The sequence below is a fragment of the Psychrobacter sp. 16-MNA-CIBAN-0192 genome, assembly GCF_040309565.1.
Lineage (GTDB): Bacteria > Pseudomonadota > Gammaproteobacteria > Pseudomonadales > Moraxellaceae > Psychrobacter.
Map to the genome: position 1 here is coordinate 38922 of NZ_JBEOOX010000011.1, position 13393 is coordinate 52314.

The window sequence follows — 13393 nt, forward strand, 5'->3', positions numbered from 1 at the left end:
TATTGAACGAACGGTATTGCTCTAGATATTGCCTTGATGATTATAAAGGATTTTTAAGCCAATTTTTATTTAAATGATAATAAAAACCCTTTATTAACAGTCATCTAGCTATAGAAAACCAAACTAGGCGACTATATTGCTATCAAGAAGCAAAGCGTATCATAGACCAAACATTAAGCCTCACTTTAAGATATTAATGATCGCGTAGCTGGGCATGATGTTGTTCGGTTAACGCTTGAATGACATTATCAGTAACCGTTTTCACCGCTTCATCCGATAAGGTTTGACGTTTGTCTTGCCAAATTAAGGCAAATGCCAATGAGCGTTGACCCGCTGGGACATTGTCACCTTGATAGACGTCAAATAACCATAGATCTGTCAGTAAATCACCGGCAGCTGCACGAATTGTGGCTTGTAAAGTTTGTACAGTGATTTCACTATCGACCAGTATGGCAATATCGCGGCGCACTTGCGGGAATTTACTCGGCGTTGCAATGCTATATTGTTCACGTGCTAGAGTAAGTAATGGCGCTAAGTCCAATTGTGCAACCCATGTCGCCGGTAAATCCAGCTGTTTTGCGGTATTAGGATGCAATTGTCCAAGCCAACCAAGATACTGATAGTCAATATATACTTTAGCGCTTTGACCCGGATGCAAGAAAGCAAGTTCACTACGCTCATAACGGATACGAGCAGGGTCTATTAATGCGGGCAGTAGCTGCTCAATATCATGTTTAAGATCATAAAAATCTATCGCACGATTTTGATACGCTTGCTCATCCCAAATATTACCCACGGCAATCAAAGCAATACTTGGGGTTTGTACCAACTCGCTAATACTATGCCCTACAAAGCTAAGACCAGTCTCAAAAAAGCGTACCCGCGACTGTTGGCGGTTTAAGTTATATTGCACACAAGGCAGCAAACTTGATAATAAGGTGCGGCGCATGACTGCCAAATCACTAGATATCGGATTGGCAAGTGCCAACACTTCACCTAATGCTTTATCATCAAGCAGCGTCTCAAGTTTTGCATCACTAAAGCTAAAGCTAATCGCCTCCATGTAACCAGCATCAACCATCGCCAGTTTCATCTCATAAGTTAGGTCAGCCGTATCATCATAATCCATGCTCACTTGCAGATGCGGCAAAGTACTCGGAATATTATCATAACCATAAATACGGGCAATTTCTTCGACTAAATCTTCTTTAATACTCATATCAAAGCGATACGATGGCGGCGTACAAATAAGCGCTATTTCTGTTTGCTCAACCACAAAGCCTAATTGGGTTAAGATACGCACCATGGTAGCAGGCTCAATATCAATACCAAGCACGTCACGTACTTTTGTAATCGGTAAGGTAATAGGCGCACGAGCGGGCAACTGCTCAACGGTTTCAGTAACCACTACTTGCCCCGCTTGACCACCACTAATACTGGTAATCAAATCAGTAGCCCGTGCTAATGCTAAGGCTGGCAATTCAAAATCGACACCGCGCTCAAAACGTTGTGACGCATCGGTATGCAGACCAAAACGGCGCGCACGTGCAGCAATAGCTAATGGACTAAAAAAGGCACTTTCTAACACAATATTGGTCGTGCTATCGGTCACGCTACTGCGCTGACCACCCATGATGCCAGCAAGCGCAAGTGCACCTTTGTCATCAGCAATAACCAGTTCATCCCCAGTTAAGGTAATGGTTTGCTCATTTAATAAGGTAATTGTCTCTGCTGGCTGTGCCAAACGTACCACGATATCACCGACAATCGTATCGGCATCAAAGGCATGCAGCGGCTGACCAAGCTCCATCAAGACGTAGTTGGTCACATCGACTAAAAAGTTATGAGTGCGTAATCCAGAATGCAGCAGTGCATCTTGCATCCATTTTGGCGTCATTTTATTGCGGTCAATAGTATTGATGGCTTGCAATAAATAGCGTGGGCATGCCTCTGTTGCCTTGACCGTCACGATAGGCGTCGTGTCTAAGTGCGCATCAGCTGCCACATCCGTCATTTTGATGGCAGGCGTTTCAATCGGTAAGCCGTTAATGACGGATATCTCGCGGACAATACCGCGTACGCTAAAACAATCGCCGCGATTGGGCGTGATTGAGATATCAAATATCTGATTATCCAGTCCCAAATATTCACGAATATCCATACCAATCGGAGCATCAGCTGGCAATTCAAGTAACCCATCAATACTATCGGTTAAATCAATTTCTGACGCTCCGCACAGCATACCGTTAGAGTCGACACCGCGTAGATTACCGTTTTTAATCTCAAACCCTGTCCCTTTATTACTGGCATCCGCACTTGGTAATATTGCACCTACGGTTGCCACTGGCGCTTTCATACCAACGCAAACGTTAGGTGCACCGCAAACGATTTGTATTGGCTCGCCTGCGCCAATATTGACTTGCGTGACCCGTAATTTATCAGCATCAGGATGTTGCTCGACGCTAATGACTTCGCCCACAACCACACCACTAAACGGGCGCGCAACCGCATAACGGTCGTCAATCTCAAGTCCTGCCATGGTCAGCTGTTCAGCTAATTGCTCACTGCTAATATTGGGGTTTACCCATTGACGTAGCCACTGTTCGCTAATTTTCATAAGTATCTCTAATCAGAATTTTGGAGTAAAGGGTGACGTATTAAGCACGAAAATCTAGCCAAATTGCTTTAAAAAGCGTACATCGTTTTGGAAAAACAAACGTAGGTCATCAATACCGTAATACAACATGGCAAACCGCTCAATCCCCATCCCGAAAGCGAAACCAGTATATTTTTCAGCATCAATACCGCAATTGGTCAATACTTGCGGATGTACCATACCGCAGCCCATAACTTCCAGCCATTTGCCATTATCCGCCAAGATATCAACTTCAGCAGAAGGCTCGGTGAACGGGAAAAATGACGGACGGAAACGAACGGTCAACTCTTTACCAAAAAACGCCTGCAAGAACTCGCTAATTAAGCCTTTTAGCTCAGCAAAGGTGCTTGATTCTGTGACCATTAGCCCTTCTAACTGATGGAACATGGGTGAATGGGTTTGATCAGAGTCACAGCGATACACACGACCCGGGCAAATAATACGAATCGGCGGCGCACTTTTTTCCATTGTTCGAATCTGTACCGGACTGGTATGGGTACGCAATAAATAATGGGCATCAAAATAGAACGTATCATGCATGGCACGCGCTGGATGATGCGACGGAATGTTGAGCGCCTCAAAGTTATAATAATCACTTTCCACTTCAGGACCAGTTGCCACGTTAAATCCTGCTTGCACAAAAAACTGCTGCATGCGCTGAGTAATCATCGTCACCGGATGCAAATGACCTTTTTGACCACCGCGCGCTGGTAAAGTAATATCAATACGTTCAGCGTCAAGTTTCGCATTTAATGCAGCGATCTCTAATTGCTGTTGCTGCTGCGTCAACGCATCTTGAATGCGACTACGCACCTGATGTAACCAACCGCCATAGGTTTTTTTATCATCGCTACTGAGCTTACCCAGCTGCTTTGACCAGCCGGTGAGCAGACTTTTTTTACCGGTTAACTGGACGCGCAAGGCTTGTAACGCAGCGACATCCGTTACTTGCGCAATCATCGCTTCTGCCGTACAGGCAAGCTCAGTCAATTGTCCTTCTTGAACCTCATTCAGCTCAGAAGATAAAGTCGGTAGCGCCGACAACTCGTTGGTGACAACAGGGGTAGACATAAGACGTTTCATTCCTGATTTAAACAAACGATTAAGGATAAGAGGGTGACTAAATATTACAAATTATTGAAAATATAATGATAAATGTATCGCTGATGAAAAGCTGCATACTGAAATAACTTGAATATTTAGACAGTATAAAATTAAGCTACGATTAGCTTAGTAAGATAAAACACATAAAAAAAGCCACCGACCTGCGGTAGCTTTTATTAATATAGGTGCTATTAATGATTAGTAAACTTATATTTAAACACTTCTTTTCTTAAGGCAATAAAGCATTTAAATAAGCTGACTATTTATGCCAATTCCGCTTTTGCTTTTTCAACCAATGCTGTAAAAGTTGCTGCATCATGCATAGCGATGTCAGCCAATACGCGACGGTCGATAGCGATGTTAGCTTTTTTCATGCCATTGATAAAGCGGCTATAGCTTAAACCGTTTAAGCGTGCACCAGCATTAATACGTGCAATCCAAAGACGACGGAAAGTACGTTTTTTGTTGCGACGGTCACGATATGCATATTGACCAGCTTTAGTCACTGCCTGTACCGCAACACGGTAAACACGTGAACGGGCACCGTAATAACCTTTAGCGCGTTTTAAGATTTTTTTGTGACGACGATTCGCCTGTACACCACGTTTTACACGGGCCATAAATTACTCCAAGATTTCTTTAATTACTGTTAAACGAATCACAATGTCATTGAATAATAGACATCATTATCAGATTGCAAGGTCATTTATTTTTAATCTACTAAGACCAAATATAAATGACAATAGCCTATTAGATGTATGGGCACATACGACGAACTGCTGCTTCGTCAGACTTGTCCACCATCTTCAGACCGCGCAACTGGCGAATACGCTTAGCTGATTTCTTGGTCAAGATATGGCTTTTGAATGCTTGTTTGCGCTTGAAGCCGTTCGCTGTTTTTTTGAAGCGTTTAGCGGCACCGCTTCTGGTTTTCATCTTAACTTTCATGATGATTTGCCTCTTTGTCTTTGATAGAACCTGGTCGTCAAATAGTTACAATAGAATAGTCGTTGCAAAACAACCACTAAACCTCTATTTGCCTCGAGGTGGGAGGCGCTATTTTAGCAGAACTGACGTCATTTTGCCAAGCAAAGTTTTATAGGCTTTCAAGGTCTCTCAAGTAACCTCTAACAAGGGCTCTCAAGCAATCTCCAAAATCGCTTAACGCGTGCCCTCATTTTAAACAGTTGATAAATATCAAATAAATTATCGCCAAAACTTGCTGCTAACAAAAAGAATAGGATTTTTCTTATTATTCTTATCCTCTGCTGCTCATAATAGTCATGCCTTTATAACAGCTTATTAGATAGTCGACGCGCCAGTTTAATTGTCATCTATGATTTCTCTAGCAAAGTTGCGATAATATTTACTAAAGTTGAGAGATTTATCATAGTTAGCGTGATAGGAGAGTGTCTTGTCAGACCGAGAATTGAATACTAAGCTGACTGTATTTACTTTTGAGACCCTCATGCGTGTTCGCTCAGCCGAAGTTGAAGGGGGTTACTTGACACTTGAGGCGTTGGTTGTATTATTAAAAGAGGTACGCGCCCGCTTTTTATACGCAAAAGGCATACCCAATATAAATACCGACCATCAAGGGTTGATAGTGAATCATTTACAGTTATCAGTTCTCAGTCGGGTACAAGTGCGAGAAGCGCTGTTGTTTGAGGTGGGTGTTGAACAACTGTCTGATAAAGAGGCGATGATTGCTATTAAAGTATCGCGCATGCATGACGGCTCAAGAGTGGCAATAGCGCGGGAGCATATTGTCAATTATGATTATCGCTTAAATAAAGTCACTACTATTACCATTGATATGCAAGAAAAATTGAGTCCGGCATCTTTTGGAATTTAATAATGGTTTATACTAGATGATATTGCTTATACCATAAACACGACCTATTCCCCACTCGTTTGACTCCTTCTCTCCTTTATATAAGATGACCGACTGACTATGACCTTACCTGCTTGGCTTAGTGCCGTGACTTTTAACACTGACGGCTTGATTCCTGCGATTGCTCAAGATGAGCGCACAGGACGTATTTTGATGATGGCATGGATGAATGCTGAGGCACTACAATTAACCGCGCAAACACAGACCGCTGTTTATTTTTCACGGTCGCGTAACAAGCTGTGGCATAAAGGGGAAAGCTCCGGTCATACCCAGCACGTTCATGATATTCGTCTCGATTGCGATGCCGATGTGATTGTCTTAATAGTGACACAAATGGGCGGAATCGCCTGCCACACTGGTCGTGAGTCTTGTTTTTATCAAAGCCTAGACATATCGGGACAAGAGCCAGTCTGGCAAACAGTTGATGCTGTGCTAAAAGACCCTGCTGAGATTTATAGTAATAAGAAAGATAGCGTTAATAGTGAATCATCAAAAATATCTGACGTTAATAACGACACGCATAACGTCACTGGTAAAAATACTGACAATTTATCCAACACTAAGCCCATTTTACAGCAACTGGATCAAGTGTTAGCAGAACGCAAACAAGCTGCTGCGGACAGCTCTTATGTCGCCAGCTTATATGCCAAAGGGCTTAATAAAATACTAGAAAAAGTCGGTGAGGAAGCAACCGAAAGTATAATCGCGGCAAAAGACTTTGCGAACTGCGATGAAAATACAGCTAAATCACAATATGACGCCGCTCGTGATGAGCTGATTTATGAAGTGGCAGACGTCTGGTTTCATACGCTAGTGGGTTTAGCATGGTTTGATATTGAATCAGATGCGGTGTTAAATGAGCTTGGGCGACGCTTTGGACTGTCAGGTATTGATGAAAAGGCTGCTCGTCAACAATAGCATGCCCAGCATTAAACGAATAAAAGCTCATCGGTTATGGGGTCAATTGTTTTCACCTTTTTGTCATCATGGCGCGTTATAATATACTGATATTTAATGTATTAGCACTAACACTGGTTTTATCAGGTTATAAGGATACCGTTATGGGCAGTTTTTCCATCACGCATTGGCTGATTTTATTGGTCGTTGTGGTTGTTGTATTTGGCACATCCAAGCTTAAAAATGCTGGTAAAGATTTGGGCGGCGCGGTCAAAGGCTTTAAAGACGCTGTAAAAGATGAGCAAGCAGACCATGCACATAAGCATCGGATTCTAGATCACGAAGCCAGCTCCCCTGTTCAAGATGGGCATGTAGGCACGCGAATCGACGATATAGAAATCAGTCCTACACCAGTAGAGGAACAGCACAAACGTTAAAGTGAAAGCTTTAACATATAATGGCTGACCACTCTACGACTTAACTCGTTATGCTTTAACATATCCTTGTCGAAGCATCATATGTTAACGTCTACTTGCCATATTCATTACTATATTTGAGCGTTATGTTTGATATCGGATTTTCCGAATTACTCTTATTTGGCATCATTGCCCTCATTGTATTAGGTCCAGAAAAGCTACCTAAGGCAGCGCGGACGGCTGGTCAATGGTACGCTAAAATTCGCCGTACGGTCTCAACGTTGCAATCTGAAATAGAAGCTGAGCTTGATTTGGCGGAAACGCGCCAGCAGATGGAACAAGAGCTTGCCAAAATTCGAGAAACTGAAGCAGAAATGCGCCGCGAGATGGCAGAAATGCGCGGTAGTATGAAAGAATTTGAATATGCGCAAAGTCAAAGCATACACAGCAAGACTCAATCTGAGTCAGTCAATGATTCAAAATCAAACATTGATATACTCACTCATATTGATGCAAACCACGCTAAACAAGATATAGCAATATCATCTGTGCCAGCAGCATTCAGTTATGCTTACGAGCAATACCAACATTCTCCGCAAGACCAGTCAAATGACGCTATAGAAATACCTCATAGCGCTGATAGCAGCCCTACAATTAGTAAAGCCACAACAGCAGATAAAACTGACAATATCGCTGTTCAGCCGATGATAACTAGACCTTGGGAAAACATGTGGTTCCGTTTGGGTGCTTATGACAAAGCACGCCGTTTACCCTCTGCGCCTTATTTACCAAATTATAAAGCCGACGTCTTGTTAAATGCTGCAATGAATACCAAAGGAGCGGCTGAATGAAACTATTCAAACAGCGTAAAAGCCGCCTAGAAAAAATAGCCGAAACCGAAGCATCGCCAGATGCGTTATCAAAAGATAGCCACAGTAAGTCGGATGATAGCTCAAACACACTTGCTGATATGCCGATTACTGAGCATTTGATTGAGCTGCGCACGCATTTAATTAAAATATGTGTGGCTGTTCTCATTATATTTTTGGCATTGGCAGGATTTTCTCGCGAACTATACAATTTTTTATCTGATCCACTGGTCGCGCAATTGCCTGCCAACTCGACCATGATTGCCACTGATATCACTTCTAACTTTATGGCACCGATACGCCTGACCATATTTGTGGCAGCATTCGTAGCGATGCCGTATATCTTGTATCAAATTTGGTCATTTGTTGCGCCGGGTTTATATAAAAAAGAAAAGAAAATTGCCATTCCAGTGCTACTGTCTTCAATATTTTTATTTTATGCCGGTGTTGCGTTTGCCTACTTTGTTGTTCTAAAAGGGGTACTGAAGTTCTTTATCATGTTTGCCCCACAAAACGTCGTGCCCATGACTGATATCGACAGCTACCTTAGCTTTGCATTAAAGTTATTTATGGTATTTGGACTGACTTTTGAGATTCCAGTGGTGACCTTACTCTTGATATTGGTCGGTCTCGTCTCCATTGAGACTCTCAAGGACAAACGCCGTTATATTATTGTCGGCTGTTTTGGGGTTGCTGCTATAGTCACTCCGCCGGATGGCGTCTCTATGTTGATGTTGGCGATACCGATGTGGTTATTGTTTGAGCTTGGCTTATTATTGGCTCAACTATTGATTAAAGAAGAGCCACAAACCACTGTAGCAGCAGAGCATAACGCGGCAAATCATTAATTATTTAGTGATTCATACCAGCGCTATTTTTTATGATTTCTGCTTATTACTCATTACCCCCCCCTTATTATGATCATTCAGCCATTGTCTATGCAGTGGCTTTTTTTACCCCCTGATTTTCTATCTCTGTCTTTGTATTTTAGGTAGCTTTTTTATGTCTGCAACTATGCCCGCTTATATGAGCCATCCCACGGACGAGCAGCTCTCCGCGCTGAATATGGCGATGGATCACAAGTCATTTAAGGTAGTCGCCTATGCTGGTGCGGGTAAGACCACGACATTAAAGCTGATTGGCGAGCGACTGCGCGGGCGCGGTTTATATTTGGCATTTAATAAAGCCATTGCTAATGATGCGCGGCAAAAATTCCCCGGTCATGTGGACTGTCGTACCTTTCACTCACTCGCTTATCGCCATGTACCACGTGATATTACCGCCAAATTATCACTGCCTCGCTTTTCACCTAAGCGTTTGGGCGATGATTTAGGTCTACAACCGGTGCAAGTGCGCCGAAAAATGGACGGGGTGAATAAATATATTACGTTAACGCCTGCCCGATTGGCACGTTTTGTCAGTGATGCGGTCAGTCATTTTTGTAGCACCCATGCCAGTTATCCTGCACCGAGACATATCGAATTTCCCAAATGGCTTGATAGCTCAGATGCTGAACAACTGCGCGAGATGCTCTACCCTGCCGTTGAGCAGCGTTGGCTACAATCCATTGACGCGCGTCATCCGGCAGGTATTGGTCATGATATTTATCTTAAATTATGGGCGTTATCAAAACCAAGCATTCCCGCCGATTTTATTCTGTTTGATGAGGCGCAAGATGCTGACCCGTTAATGATGGGCATTTTAACTCAGCAATCCAAGCAAGTGATTTATGTTGGTGATGCTCATCAACAAATTTATGAGTGGCGCGGGGCAGTCAATGCGATGAAAAAATTGCCGCTGCCGCAAACTTTATTAACGCAGTCCTTTCGCTTTGGCGAGCCGATAGCGGAGATTGCCAATACGTTATTAAAGGCATTGCAAGAAGACGTCCCATTAATAGGTAATCCAGCGAAGCATTCCTCTACCGATAAAGAATTGGTACATAGTAAAAAAGATGCGATTCTGTGCCGTACCAATGCTGCTGCCATGTCGCAATTATTAACGGGTCTTAAGTTAGGGCATCGCGTTGCCTTGCAAGCGGATACTGAGCGGATGCTTAAATTTTGCCAAGCAGCGGAAAATTTAAAACATGGTAAATCGGCTTATGGCGTACCGGAACTGGCGTATTTTTATAATTGGGCAGATGTACAAGAATATGCGGAAACCAATGAAGGCAGCGATTTAAAAACGCTGGTGAAATTGGTTGATGACCATGGCACCAATGTGTTGAGCCGAGCGGTAAATAGTTTAACCAGTATTGAAAATGCCGATTATGTTATCTCGACCGCGCACAAAGCCAAAGGTCTTGAGTGGGGACGCGTGCAGCTGGATGATGATTTTTATTATGATGTGACAACCAATGGTATTAAAATCAGCCCGGAAGAATTGCGCCTGCTATATGTTGCTTGCACACGAGCGCAGGTAAACTTAGATATTGCCAATATTCAACCCTTGATATCAGGATTGCAGGCAGGAAAAAAGGTAATTTATGGCAGCTAGTATAATGAATGACCGTCAACCTATCGCAGCAGTACAGCAATTTTTTGCCAATCCTGTCCGTCTCCTTGCGCCCATGGAAGGATTAAGCGATCCGTTAATGCGCCAGATACTCACGCAAATTGCCCATGATTTGGGTCGACCTTATGACTGGTCAGTTAGTGAGTTTATTCGCGTGACCCAACATCTGCTGCCCGCGCATGTGTTTTATAAATATGTGCCAGAGCTGCATAATGATGCTAAAACAGCCTGCGGCACACCGATTCATATTCAGCTACTCGGTAGCGACCCGCATCTGATGGCAGAAAACGCGGCTTATGCTTGCGAGCTTGGCGCACCTGCCATTGATATTAATTTTGGTTGCCCTGCTAAATCGGTGAACAATCATCGCGGCGGTTCGGTTTTGTTAGATGAGCCTACCGTGCTGTATGAGATTATTAGCGCGGTGCGTCAAGCGGTTCCTGCTCATATTCCAGTGTCGGCAAAGATTCGTCTTGGCTATACCGATACCTCGAAAATGGATGATATTCGTGGGGCGATTGCTGATAGTGGTGCCGATTGGCTGACCATTCATGCCCGTACTAAAACACAAGGTTATAAACCGCCCGCTTATTGGGATAAAATCCAAAGCTTTAATACGTTAGCTATTCCAGTGATTGCCAATGGTGAGATTTGGACAGCGGAGCAAGCGCAGTCTTGTATGCAACAGTCGGGCACCGCACATTTGATGTTAGGTCGCGGTGCGGTGACGCGACCTGATTTGATTGCGCGCATTGATACTAGCAATAATTTAGACCAAGATAACACAGCTAATATTTTATCTTGGCAAGCATTGATTCCACATCAAATTGACTTTTTACATGGCGAGGCGAAAAACGATATCGTTCTTATTGGGCGCTACAAACAGTGGCTGGCAATGCTCACTAAAGGCTATAGCGAAGCCCAAGCATTGTGGCAAGATATTAAACGTGAAAAAGATAAAGCGACTATTATCCATGCCCTGAAAAACAGTACACATGGTTAATAATCGCTTTTATATCGTAGATTTTATAACGATAGTAAAACTATTTAAGCACTAATACGAATCGCTAAATAAAATAACATTAAAATACAGGCAATCGATAAGCCCCAAAGGATAGAGCGGAATATCGATAAGTTGATGATATAAGCGGCGCAATAGCCCATGCGGATAACCACATACAGCCACGCCAGCTTATTCACAATGGGTTGCGGCACAAAAAATAGCATCGCTAACAATACCGCGACCAAAAATACGGGCAAAGTCTCATAGCTGTTTTTCTGAGCAGCATTGGCACGCGCTGCTGCCCCTGTCGTATGCTGCAAAAAATCACGCGGATGCGCATTATCTCTTAAACGGAATCCGCCCAGCATTTTTGCTGCCATTGCCATGCTCAGTGGTAGTAGGCTTGCCACCACCATCGCCCAAATCGCAGCGGCCACCGTATCGGGTATCATGCCAAATAGTGCATTCATCAGTATTGTTGCCCCTAGCCTTCTATTTTCAAGTTATATTCAGAGAATTTCTGTTTAGTCAGCTTCTTAAACTGCTTCTTCGATAATTTCATAATCGTGAGTCACATTGACGCCGCCATTTGCCAGCATACGACTCGCTGAGCAGTATTTTTCTGCTGATAATTTAATCGCTTTTTCGACTTGGCTGTCTTTAATATCTTGACCAGTCACTACAAAATGCAAGTGAATATCAGTATAAACGGCAGGTACGGTTTCAGCGCGCTGAGCAGTTAATTCGCAACGTACGCCTACCACTGCTTGACGTGATTTCTGTAAAATCGCCACCACATCATAACTGGCACAGCCACCAAGCCCAAGCAAAATCAACTCCATTGGGCTTGCACCTTTTTCTTTATCCGCGTCAATCTGTACTTCATGTCCTGATGGGGCAATACCCATAAAGGCGCGGTTTTCTTGCCACGTAACGCTTGCTTTTGATTCAGCCATGATGCTTTGTCCTTATTTTTATCAGTTTATTAATACGTTTTATTAATACGTTGTTATCAACTTTAAAGTATCTCACGCCGCTAGTGTAGCACAAGCGAAAACTCGATTTTATAGAGCAAGTGTCACTAATAATAGTGTTGATTATAGCGCTGAATATGGTGCCAAAATACACTTGTCTAATTTGTCTTTTCTGGTATTTATCTTTTCTAAAAAGTTGTGCATATGTACTGATTATTTTTTATTAAATTGCCTGTTGAATTGTGATTCTAAACCATTGATTATTAAGGTTTAAATTTGTGAAACATTTTATAGCAAAATACTGTTACACATTTTGCTATTTTCTTGGTTTAATAATGGCAATGAATCTTATTTTAATAAAGTAGTGATACCCGTTGCCCAATATCTATTGCTTAATAATAATGATGACTGGTATATCAGTACTTTATAAAAAATAAGCGGTTTTAGACAATTTGAAAGGTTTAGTCATGATAGATGCAGACGGCTTTCGTGCCAATGTCGGCATCATTTTGGCAAATACACAAGGACAGGTACTGTGGGCAAAACGTCTTGGTCACAACGCTTGGCAGTTTCCTCAAGGTGGAATCGACCGTGGGGAGACGCCGTTGGATGCGATGTATCGCGAGCTCTGGGAGGAGGTCGGGTTATATCCGCGTCATGTCGAATTGCTGGCGGTGACGCAAGATTGGTTGCGTTATCGGCTGCCAAAACGTTACGTGCGTCACGGACAGTATCCCTTATGTATTGGGCAAAAACAGAAATGGTTTTTGCTGCGCTTAGATGAGCCAAACACTCAGCATATTCGCTTTGATGCGGGTAAGCCTGAGTTCGACCACTGGCAATGGGTAAGTTATTGGTACCCACTTGGTCAAGTGATTCACTTTAAACGCGGGGTATATCAGCGGGCATTACAAGAGTTGGCGCGCGAGCTGCCATTGAAACAAGAGTTGATTATCCCTGAACAGAACAATCATTTAATTCAGTTCTGATTTTATGTTTTATTCTACAATACAAAAAAGCCTGTATTTAAGCGATACAGGCTTTTTTTATGGTTAACTTTTAC

14 protein-coding genes are annotated in these 13393 nt (G+C 42.9%); 8 read left to right on the forward strand and 6 right to left on the reverse strand.

Features of this window, described 5'->3' with window-relative positions:
• Positions 1-193 precede the first annotated feature (193 nt).
• From pheT to rpmI, 4 genes are all read right to left on the reverse strand, one after another.
• A complete protein-coding gene (gene pheT, locus AAEY78_RS09435; RefSeq protein WP_352339095.1) occupies positions 194-2617 on the reverse strand; it encodes a phenylalanine--tRNA ligase subunit beta in 2424 nt (807 codons plus the stop codon).
• A gap of 54 nt (positions 2618-2671) precedes the next feature.
• Positions 2672-3727, reverse strand: coding sequence for a phenylalanine--tRNA ligase subunit alpha (gene pheS / locus AAEY78_RS09440; protein ID WP_352339096.1), 1056 nt, complete (start codon positions 3725-3727; stop codon positions 2672-2674).
• A gap of 296 nt (positions 3728-4023) precedes the next feature.
• The gene (rplT, locus tag AAEY78_RS09445) at positions 4024-4380 is read right to left on the reverse strand and encodes a 50S ribosomal protein L20 (RefSeq protein ID WP_011281252.1); all 357 of its coding nucleotides are present in this window, start codon (positions 4378-4380) and stop codon (positions 4024-4026) included.
• Positions 4381-4510: 130 nt separating this feature from the next.
• The gene (gene rpmI / locus AAEY78_RS09450; RefSeq protein WP_011281253.1) at positions 4511-4708 is read right to left on the reverse strand and encodes a 50S ribosomal protein L35; all 198 of its coding nucleotides are present in this window, start codon (positions 4706-4708) and stop codon (positions 4511-4513) included.
• Between the two features lie 466 nt (positions 4709-5174).
• Here rpmI and AAEY78_RS09455 point away from each other — a divergent pair, with 466 nt between their 5' ends.
• From AAEY78_RS09455 to AAEY78_RS09485, 7 genes are all read left to right on the forward strand, one after another.
• Complete coding sequence (locus AAEY78_RS09455; protein WP_352339097.1) at positions 5175-5615, forward strand: thioesterase family protein; 441 nt, start codon at positions 5175-5177, stop codon at positions 5613-5615.
• A gap of 99 nt (positions 5616-5714) precedes the next feature.
• Positions 5715-6572: a bifunctional phosphoribosyl-AMP cyclohydrolase/phosphoribosyl-ATP diphosphatase HisIE gene (hisIE, locus tag AAEY78_RS09460; protein WP_352339098.1), complete on the forward strand. Its 858-nt coding sequence runs from the start codon at positions 5715-5717 to the stop codon at positions 6570-6572.
• A 143-nt stretch (positions 6573-6715) separates the two neighbouring features.
• Positions 6716-6988 (forward strand): Sec-independent protein translocase subunit TatA, encoded by a 273-nt coding sequence (gene tatA / locus AAEY78_RS09465; RefSeq protein WP_352339099.1) that lies wholly within the window; start codon positions 6716-6718, stop codon positions 6986-6988.
• A gap of 125 nt (positions 6989-7113) precedes the next feature.
• Positions 7114-7818, forward strand: coding sequence for a Sec-independent protein translocase protein TatB (tatB, locus tag AAEY78_RS09470; protein ID WP_352339100.1), 705 nt, complete (start codon positions 7114-7116; stop codon positions 7816-7818).
• A gap of 119 nt (positions 7819-7937) precedes the next feature.
• Positions 7938-8684: a twin-arginine translocase subunit TatC gene (gene tatC, locus AAEY78_RS09475; RefSeq protein WP_502943738.1), complete on the forward strand. Its 747-nt coding sequence runs from the start codon at positions 7938-7940 to the stop codon at positions 8682-8684.
• 154 nt (positions 8685-8838) lie between these two features.
• The gene (locus AAEY78_RS09480; protein ID WP_352339102.1) at positions 8839-10335 is read left to right on the forward strand and encodes a UvrD-helicase domain-containing protein; all 1497 of its coding nucleotides are present in this window, start codon (positions 8839-8841) and stop codon (positions 10333-10335) included.
• Positions 10325-11356, forward strand: a complete 1032-nt coding sequence (locus AAEY78_RS09485) for a tRNA dihydrouridine synthase (protein WP_502943734.1) — start codon at positions 10325-10327, stop codon at positions 11354-11356. The genes AAEY78_RS09480 and AAEY78_RS09485 overlap by 11 nt, the downstream gene beginning before the upstream one ends.
• Before the next feature lie 44 nt (positions 11357-11400).
• Here the strand turns inward: AAEY78_RS09485 and AAEY78_RS09490 are convergent, their stop codons facing one another.
• Together AAEY78_RS09490 and AAEY78_RS09495 are read right to left on the reverse strand one after the other, a co-directional pair.
• Entirely contained in the window at positions 11401-11826 is a 426-nt protein-coding gene (locus AAEY78_RS09490; protein ID WP_352339103.1) for an MAPEG family protein, read from the reverse strand.
• 66 nt (positions 11827-11892) lie between these two features.
• On the reverse strand, positions 11893-12312 hold the full coding sequence (locus AAEY78_RS09495) for an OsmC family protein (RefSeq protein WP_352339104.1): 420 nt from the start codon (positions 12310-12312) through the stop codon (positions 11893-11895).
• A 485-nt stretch (positions 12313-12797) separates the two neighbouring features.
• Between AAEY78_RS09495 and AAEY78_RS09500 the strand changes: the two genes are divergently transcribed.
• Positions 12798-13319, forward strand: coding sequence for an RNA pyrophosphohydrolase (locus AAEY78_RS09500; protein ID WP_352339105.1), 522 nt, complete (start codon positions 12798-12800; stop codon positions 13317-13319).
• The last annotated feature ends 74 nt before the right edge of the window (positions 13320-13393 follow it).